This window comes from Streptomyces sp. NBC_01013 (assembly GCF_045162765.1).
Classification (GTDB): domain Bacteria; phylum Actinomycetota; class Actinomycetes; order Streptomycetales; family Streptomycetaceae; genus Streptomyces.
This window is the reverse complement of record NZ_CP108687.1, coordinates 6524700-6543505: the sequence shown is the minus strand read 5'-3', so window position 1 is coordinate 6543505 and position 18806 is coordinate 6524700. Positions and strand designations below refer to the sequence as shown.

General features: G+C 71.3%; 18 protein-coding genes. 8 read left to right on the top strand and 10 right to left on the bottom strand.

Translation table 11 applies throughout. The features are described from left to right. Positions 1–57 precede the first annotated feature (57 nt). Complete coding sequence (locus OG538_RS28500) at positions 58–1698, bottom strand: cation acetate symporter (protein ID WP_406098318.1); 1641 nt, start codon at positions 1696–1698, stop codon at positions 58–60. Then, a complete protein-coding gene (locus OG538_RS28495; RefSeq protein WP_406098317.1) occupies positions 1695–2060 on the bottom strand; it encodes a DUF485 domain-containing protein in 366 nt (121 codons plus the stop codon). The genes OG538_RS28500 and OG538_RS28495 overlap by 4 nt, the downstream gene beginning before the upstream one ends. Positions 2061–2351: 291 nt before the next feature. Here OG538_RS28495 and OG538_RS28490 point away from each other — a divergent pair, with 291 nt between their 5' ends. Next, positions 2352–3887 (top strand): S8 family peptidase, encoded by a 1536-nt coding sequence (locus OG538_RS28490; protein ID WP_406098316.1) that lies wholly within the window; start codon positions 2352–2354, stop codon positions 3885–3887. Between the two features lie 124 nt (positions 3888–4011). Next, on the top strand, positions 4012–5433 hold the full coding sequence (locus OG538_RS28485) for a CoA transferase (protein WP_406098315.1): 1422 nt from the start codon (positions 4012–4014) through the stop codon (positions 5431–5433). Here the strand turns inward: OG538_RS28485 and OG538_RS28480 are convergent. The 8 genes from OG538_RS28480 to OG538_RS28445 form a co-directional block, all read right to left on the bottom strand. Beyond that, complete coding sequence (locus tag OG538_RS28480) at positions 5423–6466, bottom strand: zinc-dependent alcohol dehydrogenase family protein (protein ID WP_406098314.1); 1044 nt, start codon at positions 6464–6466, stop codon at positions 5423–5425. The two genes, OG538_RS28485 and OG538_RS28480, sit on opposite strands and share 11 nt — an antisense overlap. Before the next feature lie 21 nt (positions 6467–6487). Then, positions 6488–7177 (bottom strand): lysoplasmalogenase, encoded by a 690-nt coding sequence (locus tag OG538_RS28475; protein ID WP_406098313.1) that lies wholly within the window; start codon positions 7175–7177, stop codon positions 6488–6490. Beyond that, a complete protein-coding gene (locus OG538_RS28470) occupies positions 7174–8067 on the bottom strand; it encodes a sterol desaturase family protein (protein ID WP_406098312.1) in 894 nt (297 codons plus the stop codon). Before OG538_RS28470 ends, OG538_RS28475 begins: the two co-directional genes overlap by 4 nt. Positions 8068–8180: 113 nt before the next feature. After that, positions 8181–8894, bottom strand: a complete 714-nt coding sequence (locus OG538_RS28465; protein ID WP_406098311.1) for a VIT family protein — start codon at positions 8892–8894, stop codon at positions 8181–8183. A 25-nt stretch (positions 8895–8919) separates the two neighbouring features. Further along, on the bottom strand, positions 8920–10143 hold the full coding sequence (locus OG538_RS28460; protein WP_406098310.1) for an amidohydrolase family protein: 1224 nt from the start codon (positions 10141–10143) through the stop codon (positions 8920–8922). After that, the gene (locus OG538_RS28455; protein ID WP_406098309.1) at positions 10143–11420 is read right to left on the bottom strand and encodes an amidohydrolase family protein; all 1278 of its coding nucleotides are present in this window, start codon (positions 11418–11420) and stop codon (positions 10143–10145) included. The genes OG538_RS28460 and OG538_RS28455 overlap by 1 nt, the downstream gene beginning before the upstream one ends. A gap of 25 nt (positions 11421–11445) precedes the next feature. Next, positions 11446–12330 carry an SDR family NAD(P)-dependent oxidoreductase gene (locus OG538_RS28450; protein WP_406098307.1) on the bottom strand — a complete coding sequence of 295 codons (885 nt, stop codon included), beginning with the start codon at positions 12328–12330 and terminating at the stop codon, positions 11446–11448. Further along, on the bottom strand, positions 12327–13127 hold the full coding sequence (locus OG538_RS28445) for an acetoacetate decarboxylase family protein (protein ID WP_406098305.1): 801 nt from the start codon (positions 13125–13127) through the stop codon (positions 12327–12329). The genes OG538_RS28450 and OG538_RS28445 overlap by 4 nt, the downstream gene beginning before the upstream one ends. A 111-nt stretch (positions 13128–13238) precedes the next feature. On the opposite strand from OG538_RS28445, the gene OG538_RS28440 reads away from it, so the two are divergent. From OG538_RS28440 to OG538_RS28415, 6 genes are all read left to right on the top strand, one after another. Then, complete coding sequence (locus tag OG538_RS28440) at positions 13239–13874, top strand: TetR/AcrR family transcriptional regulator (RefSeq protein ID WP_406098303.1); 636 nt, start codon at positions 13239–13241, stop codon at positions 13872–13874. A gap of 37 nt (positions 13875–13911) precedes the next feature. Beyond that, the gene (locus tag OG538_RS28435) at positions 13912–14916 is read left to right on the top strand and encodes a DEDDh family exonuclease (RefSeq protein ID WP_406098301.1); all 1005 of its coding nucleotides are present in this window, start codon (positions 13912–13914) and stop codon (positions 14914–14916) included. 64 nt (positions 14917–14980) lie between these two features. Beyond that, positions 14981–15214, top strand: a complete 234-nt coding sequence (locus OG538_RS28430) for a hypothetical protein (protein WP_073735263.1) — start codon at positions 14981–14983, stop codon at positions 15212–15214. Between the two features lie 71 nt (positions 15215–15285). Then, complete coding sequence (locus OG538_RS28425) at positions 15286–16089, top strand: SURF1 family protein (protein ID WP_406100348.1); 804 nt, start codon at positions 15286–15288, stop codon at positions 16087–16089. 94 nt (positions 16090–16183) lie between these two features. After that, positions 16184–17995, top strand: coding sequence for a glycoside hydrolase family 15 protein (locus OG538_RS28420; RefSeq protein ID WP_406098298.1), 1812 nt, complete (start codon positions 16184–16186; stop codon positions 17993–17995). A gap of 5 nt (positions 17996–18000) precedes the next feature. After that, positions 18001–18756 carry an SDR family oxidoreductase gene (locus tag OG538_RS28415; protein WP_406098296.1) on the top strand — a complete coding sequence of 252 codons (756 nt, stop codon included), beginning with the start codon at positions 18001–18003 and terminating at the stop codon, positions 18754–18756. Positions 18757–18806: the final 50 nt, after the last annotated feature.

Genomic DNA, 18806 nt, shown 5'->3' with positions numbered 1-18806 from the left:
TGCCGATGGAGGGCGTGGGTGCCGCTCTCCTGTGTGAACGTGTGTGAACTCGTGCTCTCAGTGGGCGCCGATGCCGGTGAGGGACTTGACCTCCAGCTCGGCGTACTTGCCCTTGTCAGGCTCCTCCTTGGACAGCAGGGAGCCGATCCAGCCGAGCAGGAAGCCCAGCGGGATGGAGATGAGGCCCGGGTTCTCCAGCGGGAACCAGGCGAAGTCGACGCCCTTGAACATCGAGGTCTTCGCGTTCCCGGACACGACCGGCGAGAACAGCACCAGGATCACCGAGGAGGCGAGGCCGCCGTAGATCGACCACAGCGCGCCCTGGGTGGTGAACCGCTTCCAGAAGAGGCTGTAGAGGAGCGTCGGCAGGTTGGCCGAGGCGGCGACGGCGAAGGCGAGTGCCACCAGACCGGCGACGTTCATGTCGCGGGCGAAGGCGCCCAGGACGATCGCGGCGGCGCCGATGAAGACGGTGGCCCAGCGGGCTGCCTTCATCTCCTCCTTCTCGGTGGCCTTTCCCTTGCGGATGACGTTGGCGTAGATGTCGTGGGCGAAGGAGGACGAGGAGGCGAGGGTGAGTCCCGCGACGACGGCGAGGATGGTGGCGAAGGCGACGGCGGAGATCACGGCGAGCATGACGGCTCCGCCGGTGCTGCCGACCCCGCCGAGGTACTCGGCGAGCTGCGGGGCCGCCGCGTTGCCTGCCGGGTTCTTCGCCTTGATCTCTTCCGGGCCGATGAGGGCCGCGGCACCGAAGCCGAGCGCGATCGTCATCAGGTAGAAGGCGCCGATGATGCCGATGGCCCAGTTGACCGACTTACGGGCCGCCTTGGCGGTCGGCACCGTGTAGAAGCGGATCAGGATGTGCGGCAGGCCGGCGGTGCCGAGCACCAGGGCGATGCCGAGGGAGAGGAAGTCCAGCTTCGAGGTGCCCGTGGCGCCGTACTTGAGTCCGGGCTCCAGGAACGACGCACCGTGGCCGCTCTTCTCGGCGGCGGTGCCCAGCAGGTCGGAGACGTTGAAGTCGAACTTCCACAGCACCATGAGGGTCATCAGGATGGCGCCCGCGATGAGGAGCACGGCCTTGACCATCTGCACCCAGGTGGTCCCCTTCATGCCGCCGATGGTGACGTACACGATCATCAGTACGCCGACCAGCGCAACGATGAGGATCTTTCCGGCATCACTGGTGATCCCGAGGAGCAGCGAGACCAGAACTCCCGCTCCTGCCATCTGCGCGAGCAGGTAGAAGATCGAGACGACGATGGTGGAAACGCCCGCGGCGGTACGGACCGGGCGCTGGCGCATCCGGTAGGCGAGGACGTCGCCCATGGTGTAGCGGCCGGAGTTGCGCAGCGGTTCGGCGACCAGCAGCAGCGCCACCAGCCAGGCGACGAGGAAGCCGATCGAGTAAAGGAAGCCGTCGTAGCCGAAGAGGGCGATGGCTCCGGCGATGCCGAGGAACGACGCGGCGGACATGTAGTCGCCGGAGACCGCCAGGCCGTTCTGGAAGGCGGTGAACTGGCGCCCGCCCGCGTAGAAGTCGGAGGCGCTCTTGGTCTGACGGCCGGCCCAGACGGTGATGCCGAGGGTCGCGGCGACGAAGACGGCGAAGAGCGAGATGATCAGCGGCCGGTGCTCGCTGGTGGACGATGCGGCGAGCGTCACGACGGTGTGGGAGTGGTACGCGGCGCTCATGCGTCGGCCTCCATACGGGACTTGATGGCCTCGGACTTCGGGTCGAGCTTCGCGTTGGCGTACCGCGAGTAGAACCAGGCGATGAGGAAGGTGGTGAGGAACTGGGCGAGGCCGAAGACGAAGGCCACGTTGAAGTTGCTGTACACCTTGGTGCCCATGAAGCCGCCGGCGTAGTTGGAGAGCAGCACGTACAGCAGGTACCAGAGGACGAAGGCGATGGTCAGCGGGAAGGCGAACGAGCGGTAGGAGCGGCGGAGTTCACCGAATTCCTGGCTCTCCTGCTCCGCGACGAACGCCTCGGTCGTGGGCTGGGCGGGGCCGGTCTCCGTACTGCCCTCGGGCGGCGGTGCATCGGTAGCCACGGAATCTCCTCGCGACGCGGGTGCGGTGGTGGTGGGGACGGTGGATTTCACTGGGGACCTCGATATCGGGGAGTGATGGTGCGCCTCCCCTGACAACGGCACGCAGCGCGCAGCGAAGCGGTTCACCGCGGTTTCCGCCTTCTCCGCGTCACCCCATCGGACGTCCCGGTGGGAACCGGATCTCTCGAACTCATTGATGAGCGGGGATGATCAGCGATAGCTTCACTCGTCATGTACGCGACTGGACACAGCCCGTGTCCGGTCGACTGACACGGATGAAGTGGAGACCCCATGGCTCATCTGGGATCCGGACGGAAGCGCGCACTGACGTTGCCCGTCGGATTGGCCCTCACCGCTTCGCTCGGCTTCCTGCCGACGGGTACCGCCTCCGCCGCCCCGGTGGCTGACACGCCCTCGGCGGTGGTGTCGACGGACGGTCCGAAGCTGTCGTACGTGATCAACACCCGCAGCGGTCCCGGCACCGTCAAGCAGGTGCGCAAGGCGATCGAACGGGCCGGCGGCACGGTGGTGACCTCCTACGACCGGATCGGGGTCATCGTCGCCCACTCGCAGAACCCTCAGTTCGCCCAGTCGATGCGCCGTGTCAAGGGCGTCGACTCGGCGGGCGCCACCCGTACCAATCCGATCGTCCCGCAGGCCACGAAGGACATCGGGGTCGAGCAGCCGCTGACGGCGCAGCAGGAGCGGACCGCGGCCGCGCAGGCGACCGCGGGCCAGGATCCGCTGGAGCCGTTGCAGTGGGACCTGCCGGCCATCAAGGCGGACAAGGCGCACGAGAAGTCGCTGGGCAGCTCGAAGGTCACGGTCGCGGTCATCGACACGGGTGTCGACGACACCCATCCGGACCTCGCCCCGAACTTCGACCGCTCCGGCTCGGCGAACTGTGTGTCCGGGGCCCCGGACACCACGGACGGCGCCTGGCGGCCGGCGGCCGGTGAGAGCGATCACGGTACGCACGTCGCGGGCACGATCGCCGCCGCGAAGAACGGCATCGGGGTGACGGGGGTCGCGCCGGGTGTGAAGATCTCCGGGATCAAGGTGGGCAACCCCGACGGCTTCTTCTACACCGAGGCCGTCGTCTGCGGCTTCATGTGGGCGGCCGACCATGGCGCGGACGTCACCAACAACAGCTATTACACCGACCCGTGGATGTACAACTGCAAGGACGACGCGGACCAGGGTGCGCTGGTCGAGGCCGTCGCCCGGGCCACCCGGTACGCCGAGCGCAAGGGCACGGTCAACGTCGCCGCGGCCGGCAACTCGGCCGAGGACCTGGCGGCCGACACGATCGAGGACGCGTCCAGCCCCAACGACACCACGCCGGTGCCCCGGACCATCGACCCGAAGGTGTGCCTCGACATACCGACGATGCTGCCGGGTGTCGTGACGGTCTCGGCGACGGGGGCCAAGGGGCTGAAGGCCTCGTACTCGAACTACGGGAACGGCGTCATCGACGTGGCGGCGCCGGGCGGCGACTCGACGGTCTACCAGACCCCCGCACCGCCCGCGACGAGCGGTCTGATCCTCTCCACCCTGCCGGGTGGCAGGTACGGCTACAAGGCCGGTACGTCGATGGCCTCCCCGCACGTCGCGGGGGTCGTGGCCCTGATCAAGTCGACGCACCCCCACGCGTCGGCGGCCGTGGTCAAGGCGCTGCTGACGGTCGAGGCCGACGCCACGGCGTGCGGTGACCCGTACGACATCGACGGCGACGGCGAGGTCGACGCGGTGTGCGAGGGCGGCAAGAACCGCAACGGCTTCTACGGAGCCGGAGTGGTGGACGCGCTGGACGCCGTGCGCTGGTGACGGCCGGCCGGTGCGGGGGCTGGGACGGTCCGGCCCCCGCACCGGCCGGGGTACGGGGACCGTGTCCCGGCTCCCGCCGGGCGGCTCCCACCCCGTGATTGGCGCTCGGTGCCATAGTGCTGGGATGACGTCTGCCGCCACCTCCGCCACCGAGCAGGCCTGGGCCGCTCTCGGCGGTGCCCCCGCGCTTCTCGGCCGTATCGGGACCTCGGGACCGGCCGGGCTGCTGCCCTCCCGGCTGCCCGTACGGGAGCTGGCCCGCGCCGCTGTCGCGGTCTGTTCCCTGGCCGCCGCCGAGCTCGCGGCCCGTCGCACCGGCGGACCCGTACCCCGTGTCCCGATCGACGACGGGGCGGTGGCCACCGCGTTCGTCAGCGAGCGCCATCTGCGTGTCGACGGCCGCGCCCCGGCCAATTTCGCGCCGCTGTCCCGGTTCTGGCGCACGGCCGACGGCTGGGTCCGTACCCACGCCAACTACCCGCACCACCGGGCCCGGTTGCTGGGCACGCTGGGACTGCCCGCGGACACCGCCGACGACGTGGCCGTCGATGCCGCGGCCGCGTCCTTCGCGGGGCGCCACGGGGCCGAGATCGAGGAGACGGTGTACGCGGCGGGCGGCCTGGCCGTCGCCGCCAGGACACCCGGGGAATGGGCCGCCGACCCGCGCCGCCTCGCACTACGCGACGTGCCGCTGGTGGAGCGGGAGCGGCTCGGCACCGCTCCGGTGCGCCGGACCGCTCCGCTCACCGGCACACCGCTGCGGCCCGCTGCCGGGCTGCGCGTCCTGGACCTCTCCCGGGTCCTCGCGGGGCCGGTGGCCACCCGTACGCTCGCGCTGCTCGGCGCGGACGTGCTGCGCGTCGACGCCCCGCAGCTCCCGGAGAGCCAGGACGCGCACAGCGACACGGGGTTCGGGAAGAGGTCGGTGAGCATCGACCTGACGAGCGCTGCCGGCCGCGGTGTCTTCGACGAGCTGCTGGCCGGGGCGGACGTGGTCGTCACCGGATACCGGCCCGGCGCGCTGGAGCGGCTGGGGCTGACACCGGAGTCCCTGGCCTCGCGCAGGCCGGGCCTGGTGATCGGCAGGCTGTCGGCCTGGGGGCACGGCCCGTGGGGCCGGCGGCGCGGTTTCGACAGCCTGGTGCAGGTCGCCACCGGCATCGCGGTGACCGAGGCCGGGCCGGGAGCGTACGAAGGCCCGCCGGGAGCGCTGCCCGCCCAGGCACTGGACCACGGCACGGGCTATCTGCTGGCCGGGGCCGTACTGCGGGCACTGACCGAGCAGCACGACGAGGGCGGCTCGCGGCTGGCCACGCTCTCGCTCGCCCGCACCGCCGCCTGGCTGACCGACGAGATCCCGGCACCGCAGGACCGGGCGGCGCAGGACGGCACGTACGACCCGGAGAAGTGGCTCACCGAGACCGGCAGCCCGCTGGGACTCCTGCGCCACGCGCTGCCGCCGGTCGCCTTCGACGGTGCGCCCGCCGGCTGGTCGCGTCCGCCGGGCCACCTGGGAGCGGACGCGGCCGCGTGGCTCACGGCTTGATGAGGACCTTCAGCGCCGTGCGCTCGTCCATCGCCCTGTAGCCGGCCGGTACCTCGTCGAGGCCGATCTCCAGGTCGAAGACGGGCGAGGGGTCGATGGTGCCGGACAGGACGTCGGGGAGCAGTTCCGGGATGTACGTGCGGACGGGGGCGACACCGCCGCGCAGGGCGATGTTGCGGTCGAACATGACGCCGAGGTCCAGTCCGGTGCCGCTGCCGTGCGGCACGCCGACGTAGCCGATGGAGCCGCCGTCGCGCGTGATGCCGACGGCGGTACGCATCGACTGCTCGGTGCCGACGGCCTCGATGACCGCCTGGGCGCCCTCGCCGCCGAGGAGTTCCCGCACCGCGGCGACGGCCGCGTCGCCGCGCTCGGCGACGATGTCGGTGGCACCGAAGTCGCGGGCGATGTCGGTGCGCGCCCGGTGGCGGCCCAGCGCGATGATCCGCTCGGCGCCGAGGCGCTTGGCGGCCATGACGCCGCACAGGCCGACGGCCCCGTCACCGACGACGGCGACCGTGGAGCCGGGCCGCACACCGGCGCCGACGGCGGCGTGGTGGCCGGTGCCGAGGACGTCGGAGAGGGCCAGGAGCGCGGTGAGCAGGTGATCGTCCGAGGCCGCGGCGGCGGGGAGCTTGACCAGCGTGCCGTCGGCGAACGGGACGCGTACGGCCTCGCCCTGCCCGCCGTCGGAGCCGACCGAGCCCCAGAATCCGCCCTGTGGGCAGGAGGTGGTCAGCCCCTCGGCGCAGTAGGCACACGTACCGTCGGACCAGACGAAGGGGGCGACGACGAGGTCGCCGACGGCGAAGCCGTTGACCCCGGAACCGGCCTCCTCGACGATGCCCAGGAACTCGTGGCCGATCCGCTGGCCGGGCTGCCGGGCGGACTCACCGCGGTAGGCCCACAGGTCGCTGCCGCAGATACAGGCCCGCAGGACCCGCAGCACCACATCGGTGGGCTGCTGGATCACCGGGTCCGGAACCTCCTGCACGCGGATGTCGTGAGGGGCGTGGATGACGGTGGCGCGCATGCGTGGGGGTCCTTGCTGATCTCAGATGCTGATACTCCGCTCACGGTACGCCCCGAAGATCCCCCCGGCCCCTTTCGCCCCCGGGGCGAGGACGCCCAGGGTCAGCAGGAGCTGCGCGGCCACGTAGGTGAGCATGACCCAGAAGCCGGGTGCGGGCAGCTGCGGCCAGTCGGCGATACCGGTGGCGATCAGCGCGTCGGAGAGCAGGAACAGCGCGCCACCGGCGGCCGCGTACCGGCCGAGGACGCCGGAGCGGTAGGCCATGGCGGTCAGCAGCAGGCTGTAGCCCGCCATCGGGACCCGCAGACCGGCCGGCAGCCCGTCCCAGATCAGGACGACGAAGACGGTGAGCACGACCGCGTACCCGATGCGGGGCAGCAGGGCGCCGCGGGCCCTTCCGAAGAGCCGCAGGTAGCAGACGTGTCCTGCGGCGAAGCCGCCCATCCCGACGAGGAAGGCGAGGTCGGCGTCGGCCAGCAGGAAGACGTCTCCGATCCACCCGCACAGCAGAGCGGCGATCAGCAGCCGGGGGCCCCGCCGGGCCGCGGCGTACGCGGCGAGCAGCGGCATCAGCAGCGGTTTGGCGGCGAAGTGGAGGGGCCGGCTGTCGGCGAGGACCCCGACGAGATCGGCGACGCACGCGACGAGGAAGGCGATGAGCAGGAGGCGTACGAGACGTTCGCGCCGGTCCGGGAGCCGGTCGGCGCTCATCCGGTGCGCTCCTGTGCGGGGGCGGCCACGGAGGCCTTGCCCCTGCCCGCCCCGACCGTGGCCGGCTGCCAGCCGGGCCCGCGGAAGACCCGCCCGGCCCGCTCGCTCCAGCTGCCGGCCGCACGCACGTCCCGGGCGATGGCTGCGTACTCGTGGGTGGCGACCCGCAGCGGGTTGAACGTGTCGATGTTCTTGGTGAGCCCGAACACGGGGCGCTCCGTCTCCGGGGTGAAGGACCCGAACCACCGGTCCCACACGATCAGGATGCCGCCGAAGTTCCGGTCGAGGTAGCCGCCCTGCGAGGCGTGGTGCACGCGATGGTGGGAGGGGGTGTTCAGTACGTACTCGAAGGGCCGGGGCAGCTTGCCGACCCGCTCGGTGTGCACCCAGAACTGGTAGACGAGGTTGACGGACGAGCAGAAGGCCAGCGCCGCCGGGTGGACGCCGCACGCGACCAGCGGGAGGTAGAACGGCCAGACGGTCAGCGAGGTCCAGGGCTGGCGCAGTGCGGTGGAGAGGTTGAACTTCCGGCTGGAGTGGTGGACCACGTGGCAGGCCCACAGGATCCGGATGACGTGGTGCCCGCGGTGGGACCAGTAGTAGAAGAAGTCCTGCCCCAGCAGCATGAGCGGGACGGTCCACCACAGCAGGGGGACGCGGAGCGGGGTCAGTTCGTACACCGCGGTGTAGATCGCGACGATGGGCACTTTCCACAGCAGGTCGAAGGCCAGGCTGCCCAGCCCCATGGTGATGCTGGTGGTGGCGTCCTTCGCCTCGTAACCGGCGGCTTCCTCATCCGGGTGGAAGTGGTGGAGCGCCATCTCCAGAACGGTGAGCAGGACGAAGGCCGGTATGGACCAGAGCACTACATCGGGCAGGTTCGTCGGCATGCCTGCACCGTAGAGCGGCAGGTCGGCCCCGGACTAGACGTTGTTACCAACAAGTATGCGAGAAAACTTGTCAGCAGCCTTTGGCACCTTCTGCCAACAGCGGGTGTCTGCTCCTAAACGCCCGCCGCCCCCAGCAACTCCCCCGCCACGTACGTCACGGCCATCGCCACCGCTCCCCCGCCCATGTTGCGCAGCACCGCCGGGGCCGGGGCCGCGTCGCCCAGCCGGGCGCTCCACCAGCCCGTCAGAGCCAGCGCGGCAAGAACCGACAGCACGGTGACCAGCAGCCGCAGCGACGAGGGCGGCAGCACGATCGCCAGCAGCGGCAGCAGCGCGCCCACGGTGAAGGCGAGGAAGCTGGCGCCGGCCGCGTGCCACGGGTTCGTCAGGGCGTCCGGGTCGATGCCCAGCTCAACCTCTGCGTGGGCGCGCAGCGCGTCGCGTTCGGTGAGCTGCACGGCGGCCTCCCGGGCCACCTTCCGGCTGAGCCCCTTGCCCTCCAGCAGTCCGGTGAGTTCGGCGAGTTCCGCCTCCGGGGTCTCCTGGAGCTCACGCTTCTCCGTCGCCAGTGCGGCCTTCTCCGAATCGCGCTGGGTGGAGACCGACACGTACTCGCCCGCCGCCATCGACATGGACCCGGCCAGCAGCCCGGCCAGGCCCGCCGTCAGCAGGGTGCCGCGGTCACCGGTGGCCCCGGCGACGCCGACGACGAGGCCCGCGGTGGAGACCACGCCGTCGTTGGCCCCGAGGACCGCGGCGCGCAGCCAGTTCAGCCGCGCGCCCAGGCCGTTGCCGTGCGGTTCGTGGTGCCCCTGGGTATACGTCACCCGGGGATGGTCTCACCTCACGGCGTCACCAGACGCGTACTGACCCACCTGGTGCGAACGCGGGGCTGGTCGCGTCCGCCGGGACCTCCTTCAGGGGTTCGGCGATCTCCTCGACGGTCGGGCCGACGAGGGCCGCGACACGGTCCAGGGCCCGCAGGTCGAACCCGTAGACGCGCGCCGCGTTCCCGCCGGTCATGGCCGCGATCTCCGCGGGCGGCAGGCCGGCGTACGCGATCCGCAGGCCCTCCCGTGAGTACGGGGCGGTGCCCTCGTCGTGCGGGTAGTCGCTGCCCCACATGATCTTGTCGAGGCCGATACGGTCCCGCAGGGGCACCTCGTGCGGTCGCATGAAACTCGCTCCGACGTAGCAGTTGTCGCGCCAGACCTCGCTGGGCGGCGCGCCCATCGAAGCGGCGAGCCCGGCACCGAACTTGGACTCGGCGGTCGCCGCCCGGGAGGCCGCCGCGACGAGCCGGCCGTGGTAGTAGTCGAGCATCTCCACGATGCCCGGGATCCACCCCGAGCCCTGTTCGGTGAGGACCAGCTTCAGTGCGGGGTGGCGGCGGAAGGCACCCCCGAAGATGAGGTGCCACAGTGCGCGGTGCGAGAACCACGTGGTCTCCACCATGAATACGGCGCGGGCCGCCGGTTCGTCGCCGAGCGGCGGGGAGGCGGAGCCGCCGTGGTGGTTGACGGGTACGTCCAGCTCCGCGCAGACCGCCCACAGCGGGTCGTACACCGGGGAGTGGAGCTCCGGGATGCCGCTGCCCGGCGGGGCGCCGGGCAGCAGGATGCCACCGGTCAGGCCGGCCTCCCGGGTGCGGCGGACCTCGCGGGCCGCCTCGGCCGGATCGTTGAGGAGGATCTGCGCGACGCCCGCGCGGCGGCCCGGTGCGGCGGCGCAGAAGTCGGCGAGCCAGCGGTTGTGGGCGCGCAGCCCCGCCCAGCGCTGTTCGTACTCCTGCCGGGAGGGCGCTGGGGCCATCAGGGAGGCGGAGGGGAAGAAGGGCGGGATGGTGTTGGGGAAGACGACCTCCGCGACGATGCCGTCGGCCTCCAGTTCGGCGAGGCGGCGGTCCGAGTTCCAGTTCCGGTCGGCGGTGTCGGCGACCAGGTCCTCGTACGGGTTGACGTAGGTCGCGGCCCAGGCGTCGAAGTCGTCGTGGTGCTTCGACTCCAGGTACGGCCGGTAGTCCAGGAGGTCGGCGCCGGCGTGGCAGTCGGCGGAGATGACGGTGTAGCGGTCCATCACGACACCCCCAGGACCGGGAAGTCGTGGTCGGTCAGCCAGTGCCGGCCGACGTCGCGCGAACGGGCCCAGGAGGCCTCGACCGCGCTCTGGTCCGGGCTCTGGCCCAGGTCGGCGGGGGTGGGGCCGATGCGCGCGGCCAGCGGGGCGAGCTTGTCCGTGTCGAAACCGAAGACCTCGGCGGCGGCGAGGCCCAGCATCAGGCGCGTCTCGGCGACCGGGATGTCGTGGAAGGTGTCGCGCAGCCAGGTGGCGGTCTTCGGCCAGGTGCCCTCGGGGTGGGGGAAGTCGCTGCCCCACAGGATGTTGCCGACGCCGATCTCGTACCGCTGGGCGAGCTCGCGGCGTTTGGTGTTCGTGGCGCAGATGAACACCTGCCGGTCGAGGTACTCGTGCGGCGGGCGCTTCAGTTCGGCGAACGGGGACAGTTTCTTGCCGCCGTGGGCGCCGAGGTAGAGCCGGTCCATGAACCACAGGAGGTTGGGCAGCCACCAGCAGCCGGACTCGGCGACGCCGAACCTCAGCCCGGGGTGTCGTTCGAAGGCGCCCGACCAGAGGAGGAACCAGAGCGGTCGGGAGGGCCACCAGGTGACCTCGGAGACGTAGATGCCGAGATGGTCGCCGTACTCGTGGCGGGGCGCCGCGCCGGAATGGGTGACGACGGGCATGCCCGTCTCGGCGGCGGCCGCCCACACGGGGTCGTAACGGCGGTCGTGGTAGGGCGCCTTGTCCACCCACATGGAGGGGATCATGAGGGCGCCGAGACCGGACTCCTTCGCCCGGTGGATCTCGGCGACCACCCGGCCGACCTCGCCGGTGACGGGCAGCAGGGCGACGCCGCAGTGGCGTTCGGGGTGCTGCGAGACGAAGTCGGCGAGCCAGCGGTTGTGGGCCTGCGCACCGGCCATGCCCAGCTCCGGGTCCTGGTCGCCGGAGAGGCCCAGGCCGACTCCGAAGGGGGCGGCGGTGCGGCTGTCGACGGCGTCCGCGTCGGGGAAGACGACCTCGGCCGCCACGCCGTCACCGTCGAGCTCCTTGAGACGCTGCGCCGCGTCCCACCCGCCCCTGAGTCCTTCCTCGTTGTCGTGGAACCACTTGTCCGCGAAGGCCTCGTTGCGTACGCCGAGGCGGGTCATCTCCTCGCGACGACGGTCCCGGCCGGCCAGGAAGTCGTCGAACTCACGGTGGAAGCGGCGGTCGAGGTAGGGCCGGTACTCCTCGGTGGGCAGCCCGGCGTGGCAGTCGGAGGAGATGATCAGGTACGGGTCGTCGGTCATTGCTCACTCCAGAGGACGTAGGGCCTCAGTCGAGTACGAAACTCTCCAGGTACGACGGGTTGGCCCGGTCCAGCATCGACTGCGACCTGGCGCGGATCTGACGGTCGCTGTGCTCGCTGTCGGGCAGCATCCAGAAGCGGTCGGCGCGTATCCCGTCCACGACGGTCCCGGCGACGTCCTCCACGGGGGTGAACTCCACCTCGTGGCCCGCCGACCTCATGGCGGTCTCCCACTGGTCGAGGCTGCGGTACGGGGTGCGGCGCGGGCGCTCCTTGGCGTAGCGCTCGGGCCGGTTGCGGTGCGACTCCCACAGTCCGGTGCGCAGCATGTGCGGGCCGGGGAAGAGGACCGAGGCGCCGACCGGGGCACCCTGCGCCCTCAGGTGCGCGTACAGCGACTCGGTCATGGTGACGACGGCGGACTTGGTGACCGCGTACACGGACGCGGTGGGCAGGGGTGCGATCCCGCCGTCGCCGGACGAGGTGTTGACGACGTGTCCGGGGGCACCGTCCGCCAGCATGCGCGGCAGGAAGGCCTGGATGCCGTGGAAGACGCCCCACACGTTGACGGCGAAGGCCCACTTCCAGTCGTTCGGGTCGTGCTCCCACATCCGGCCCTCGGCTCCTGAGCCGACGCCGGCGTTGTTGCACAGCACGTGCACGGCGCCGAAGGTGTCGTACGCGGTTTCGGCGAGAGCGGTGACGGAGTCGCGCTCGCTGACGTCGACGACGGCGCCCAGCACCTGCGCACCCTCGCGGCGCAGTTCACCGGCGGCCTTGGCGAGTGCGCCCTCCTCCACGTCGGCGAGCACGACCTTCAGCCCCTCGGCCGCGAACCTCCGGGCCATCGCGAGTCCGATGCCGCTCGCGGCGCCGGTGACGACGGCGACCTGCCCCTCCTGAAGCCTCATCGGACACTCCCTCGCGGCGGCCCGTCGTGTATCTGCTGCGGGTCGTCGTAGCGCTGGTGGATGTACGGCAGCAGCGCGGCGGCGCTCACCCGTTCCACGGCCCGGCCCTGCTGGTCGCTGGTCTTCTCGCCGATGGTGAGGTCGAGGACGCGGAGTACGGGAAGGTCGGCGACGGGGTCGTACACGGACTCGCGCAGCACCACGTCGCCGGTGATCCGCTCCAGCCGGCGGACCTTCTCGTGACGGGTGCAGTGGATCAGGACGGGGTCGGAGTCGAAGCCCTCGCCGTCCGCGGCGGGCAGGAACTTGAAGTAGAAGTCGAGCTTGGTGGCCGGTGCGGGGAGCGGGAGCGATTCCCCGACCGCGCCGCGGATCTCGATGAAGTGGATGCCGTGGCGGGCGAGCGAGGCGCGTACGACGAGCCCTTCGCGCTCCACGCTCACCTCGCCGAGCTTCTTCGGCTCGCCGAACACCTCGCGGCCGCCCGTCAGGGCCCGCTCGTGGGTCATCGGCATGACCAGCGGGTACCAGCCCTCGTGCCCGTCGTGGACGGCGGCGACGGCGACGGAGCCCGCGCCGAGGGGGTAGCCGGTCAGGTCGACCTTGCTGATGCTCGCCCGGACGAGCGGGCGCGCGGAGGGTTTCAGGGGCGGGGGGAGGACGGCGGCCACCGCGTCCGGGTCGCTCTCCCAGACGGCGGTGACGCCGGTGGACCAGATGTCGGGAAGCCGGGAGCGGGCCTCGCGGGCCGCCGTGATCTCGGCCTCGGTGCGCGCGCCGTACCGTACACGTGCCATGCGGTGCCACCCTTCTCGGTTGTCCGTGCCGGGTTCTGTAACACAGTTACACCGGAGCTCGCGAAGGGTAAATAGCCGTGCGTGTAACGGAGTTCAGCACCTGGAGGAGTGGTGGCACGTTCGTCGCTGACCCGCGAGGAGATCCTCGCGACTGCTGCCGGGCTCGTGCGGCAGCACGGTCCGCAGGCCCTCACCATGCGCAAGCTGGCCGCCGAGCTGGGCACCGCCGTCACCTCGATCTACTGGCACGTCGGCAACCGCGAGTCACTGCTGGACGCCCTCGTCGAGCGCACCGTCCAGGAGATGGGCACCTTGCGGCCCACCGGCCGTACCCCCGTCACCCGCATCGTCTCCGTGGCCCACGGGCTCCGCCGGGAGCTGCGCGCCCGGCCCCACCTGATCGCGATGGTCCACGAACGGGGACTGACGGAACGCATGTTCCTGCCGGCCCAGCAGGCGCTCGTCCACGAGGTGCACGCCGCCGGGCTGCGCGGCGCCCGCGCGGCCGCCGCGGTGCGGGCGGTGCAGTTCCACACCGTCGGCTTCCTCCTCGTCGAGCGCAACCGGGAGCGGTCCCCCGTCCAGTCACCGGCCGAGGGCGATCTGTGGAGCGCGTCGGCCGCCGGCGGCGACCCGGCACTGGCCAGGGCGCTGGCCCGGCCGGTCGACCAGGACCGGCTGTTCGTCACATCCGTACAGGCCCTGGTGGACGGGCTGCTGGCCGGTCCGCCCGCCCGGGAGCGGTGACCGAATAGGGAACTGTCGGTGGCGGCCCGTATTCTCTGTGACCATGCTCGACGACCGCCAGACCGCAGCACCGTGGCCGACCGCCTACCCACAGGGGTACGCGGTCGTCGACGTGGAGACCACCGGACTCGCACGGGACGACCGGATAATCTCCGCCGCCGTCTACCGCCTGGACGCCCAGGGCAACGTCGAGGACCACTGGTACACCCTCGTCAACCCGGAGCGCGATCCCGGCCCCGTCTGGATCCACGGACTGACGAGCGATGTCCTGGAGGGCGCCCCGCTGTTCCCCGAGGTCGCAGCCCAGCTCTCCGAGCGGCTCGCCGACCGCGTGCTCGTCGCACACAACGCCGCCTTCGACTGGTCGATGCTGGCCCGGGAGTACGCCCGGGCCGCGGTCATCGCCCCCGTCCAGCAGCGGCTGTGCACCATCGCGCTCTCCAAGGAACTGCGGTTGCCGCTGCCCAACCACAAGCTGGAGTCGCTGGCCGCGCACTTCGGCGTGGTGCAGGAACGCGCGCACCACGCGCTGGACGACGCCCGGGTGCTCGCCGAGGCGTTCCGCCCGAGTCTGCACGCGGCGGCCCGGGGCGGGATGCGGCTGCCGCTGCTGGAGTGCCGGCCGCTGACCGAGTGGTCGGACTCCCCCGTCACCCCGCGGATCGGCTACCAGCCCTCGTACGGGGCGCAGAACAGCTGGCGTCCCTCACGCAAGCGCCCCGCTTGCCCGTATCCGAATCCGGGACGGTACGAGAAGGACAAACCTCTCATGCAGGGCATGCGGGTGGCGTTCTCCGGGGACACCTCGATCGACCGCGAACTCCTGGAGGACCGGGCCGTGGAGGCGGGGCTGCACGTGGCGACGAGCGTCTCCCGGCTGACGAGCCTGCTCGTCACCAACGACCCGGACGCGGCGACGTCGAAGACGGTGAAGGCGAAGTCGTTCGGTACGCCGATCCTCGAGGAGAGCGCCTTCACCCATCTTCTGCGGGACGTCGCCGCGGCGGCGAAGATCCCGGGGCCGACGCCGTCATCGGAGTGAACCGGGGGCGACTCGCCCACCCGCCGCTCGCCCGCCGCCGCCCCGGCGTCCCACCCTGTGGCGCATGGCACGTTGCGAGGTATGCGGAAACGACTACGGGATGTCCTTCGAAGTGCACGCGCAGGGCGCGATTCACGTCTTCGACTGCTTCTCCTGCGCCATTCACCGCATGGCGCCCATCTGTGAGCACTGCCGGGTCCAGGTCATCGGCCAGGGCGTCGAGGTCGACGGCCACTGGTTCTGCGGCGGCCACTGCGCCCGCGCGGAGGGGAAGGTGGGCATCATCGACAAAGTCTGAGCACCGCGCGCCACGCCCCTGCCCCCACCCCCTCCGCAATGCACCCCATGACGCAGTTGTACCGTCATGGGGTGTACCGCTTCCTGTTGACCCGGCAGTGGCTGATTCTCGCCCTCATCACCCTCGTCCTGATTCCGACGATGGTCGAGCTGGGCTTCTGGCAGCTTCACCGGCATGAGCACAAGGTCGCGCAGAACGCCCTGATCTCGCGCAACCTCAAGGCGAAGCCCGTGCCGGTCGCCGGGCTCACCTCCCCCGGGCACATCGTTCCGCGCTCCGACTACTGGCGTGCGGTGACGGCCACCGGGACGTACGACGAGGAGCACGAGGTCGTCGTCCGGCGCAGGACCGCCACCGACGGCAGCATCGGCGTCCACGTGCTGATCCCGTTCGACCTCAGGGGCGGCGGCACGGTCATGATCAACCGCGGCTGGGTCCCGTCCGCCGCCGACCAGCACGCCTTCCCCGACGTACCGGCCGTGCCCAAGGGCGAGGTGACCGTCACCGGGCGGCTCAAGGCGGACGAGACGACGGGCAGCAGCGGCATCAAGGACATCTCGGATCTGCCGGACCGCCAGGTGATGCTGATCAACAGCGCCCAGCAGGCGAAGCTCCTCTCCCGGCCGGTGCTCGGCGGCTACATCGAGCAGACCGGGCCGGAGCCGAAGGGCGACAGCCCCGAACTGATCGAGGCTCCCGACGACAGCTCCATCGGCCCGCACATGGCGTACGCCGTGCAGTGGTGGCTGTTCGCCGCGGGCGTCCCGGTCGGCTACGTGGTGCTGGCCCGCCGGGAGAAGCGGGACCGGGTGGCGGCGGCGGCCGAGGCCACCGCACAGGCCGATGCGGCGGAGCCGGAGCCGGCGAAGGCCTGACGGTCCGTCCGCATCGGCGTCCGCGGGGGTGACTCCCGCCTCTCCTGCCGCCCTGGCTGCTTAACGGGGGCGAGGTTCGGGAACACGCCAGAACGTGACCCCACGCATCGAGGACTACGCCCTCATCGGCGATCTCCAGACAGCCGCCCTCGTCGGCAGGAACGGTTCTGTCGACTGGCTCTGTCTGCCCCGCTTCGACTCGGGCGCCTGCTTCGCCGCGCTGCTCGGCGACGAGGAGAACGGCCACTGGCGCATCGCCCCGAAGGGCGCGGACACCTGCACACGCCGTGCCTACGCCGGTGACTCCCTCGTCCTGGAGACGTTCTGGGAGACCCGCACCGGCACCGTCAAGGTCATCGACTTCATGCCTCAGCGCGACCACGAGCCCGATGTGATGCGGATCGTCGAAGGCATCAGCGGCACCGTCGACATGGCGTCGGTGATCCGGCTGCGCTTCGACTTCGGCTCCGTCGTGCCGTGGATGCGCCGATCACAGGGCCACCGGGTGGCGGTCGCGGGCCCGGACTCCGCCTGGCTGCGCAGCGAACCGCCCGTCAAGACCTGGGGGCAGCAGTTCTCCACATGCTCCTCGTTCAGTGTCTCCGCGGGTGAACAGGTGGCCTTCGTCCTGACCTGGCATCCTTCGCACTCGCCGCGCCCCGATCTCGTCGACCCGTACGAGGCGCTGGAGAACACCCTGTCCGACTGGGCCGAGTGGTCCGCCCGATGCAAGTATGAGGGGCCGTACCGGGAAGCCGTGATCCGTTCGCTGATCACCCTCAAGGCGCTTACCTTCGGTCCGACCGGCGGCATCGTGGCGGCCCCCACCACCTCGTTGCCGGAGGACATCGGCGGCGTACGGAACTGGGACTACCGCTTCTGCTGGCTGCGCGACTCCACCCTCACGCTCGGCGCGCTGACCTCGGCCGGGTATCTGGAGGAGGCCGCCGCGTGGCGGGACTGGCTGCTGCGCGCGGTCGCCGGCGATCCGGCCGACCTGCAGATCATGTACGGGCTCGCGGGCGAGCGCAGACTGCCCGAGGCGGAGTTGCCGTGGCTGCGCGGCTACGAGAACTCCGCCCCCGTCCGGATCGGCAACGCCGCCGTACGCCAGCGCCAGCTCGATGTGTACGGGGAGGTCATCGACTCGCTCCGGCTGGCCCGGGCGGCGGGTCTGGACGACGCCCCGCACGCCTGGAGCCTCCAGCTCAGCCTGCTCGGCTTCCTGGAGTCCACCTGGCGCGAACCGGACGAGGGGCTGTGGGAGATCCGCGGCCGGCGCCGCCACTTCGTGCACTCCAAGGTGATGGCCTGGGTGGCGGCCGACCGCGCGGTGCGCAGTCTGGAGGAGAACCCCTCGCTGCCGGGCGACGCGGACCGCTGGCGGGCGATGCGGGACGCCGTGCACCGGGAGGTGTGCGAGAAGGGGTACGACCCGGTGCGCAACACCTTCACCCAGTCGTACGGGTCGCGGGAGCTGGACGCCGCGACGCTGCTGATCCCCCGGACCGGGTTCCTGCCGCCGGACGACCCTCGCGTGATCGGGACGGTGGACGCCGTCCGCGACGAGCTGGGCAGCGACGGGCTGGTGCGCCGCTACAGCACCGACGGCACCACGGTCGACGGGCTCCCGGGCAGCGAGGGTGCGTTCCTGGCCTGCTCGTTCTGGCTGGCGGACGCGTTGCGGATGACCGGCCGCACCGACGAGGCCACCGAACTCTTCGAACAACTGCTGGCGCTGCGCAACGACGTGGGGCTGCTTGCCGAGGAGTACGACACCGTCGGCATGCGTCAGCTCGGCAACTTCCCGCAGGCCTTCAGCCACATCGGGCTGGTCGGCACGGCGGTGGCCCTGGCCGAGGCACAGACCGTCGAGGACGCGGCTCGGGGTGACACGGCAGGATAGGGGCCATGGATCTTGGACTGAAGGACCGTGTGTACATCGTCACCGGAGCGACCCGGGGGCTGGGCAACGCCACGGCACGCGCGCTGGTCGCCGACGGCGCGAAGGTGATCATCACCGGCCGCGACGAGAAGAGCGTCCGGGAGGCCGCCGACGAGATGGGCCCGGACGCGGTCGGGCTCGCCGCCGACAACGCCGACCCGAGCGCGGCACAGCGGCTGGTGGAGGCCGCGCAGGAAGGGTTCGGCCGGCTCGACGGCATCCTCATCAGCGTCGGCGGCCCGGCGCCGGGCTCCGCCGCGGACAACACCGACGCCCAGTGGCAGTCGGCCTTCGAATCGGTGTTCCTGGGCGCGGTGCGCCTGGCCCGGGCGGCGGCCGCGGCGCTCGGCAAGGGCGGGGTCATCGGCTTCGTGCTCTCCGGCTCCGTCCACGAGCCGATCTCCGGGCTGACCATCTCCAACGGACTGCGACCCGGTCTGGCGGGCTTCGCCAAGTCGCTGGCCGACGAGCTCGGCCCGCGGGGCATCCGGGTGGTGGGCGTGCTGCCGGCTCGGATCGACACCGACCGGGTACGCGAACTGGACGCGCTGTCCGGTGACGCGGCGGCCTCGCGCGCCGCCAACGAGGCGTCCATCCCGCTGCGCCGCTACGGCACTCCGGAGGAGTTCGGCCGGACGGCCGCCTTCCTGCTCTCGCCCGCCGCGTCGTATCTGACGGGCATCATGGTGCCGGTCGACGGCGGGTCCCGGCGCAGCTTCTGAGCAGGTCACCCACCGCAGCGCGCAAACCGGAGGCCGGACGATTCCGATCG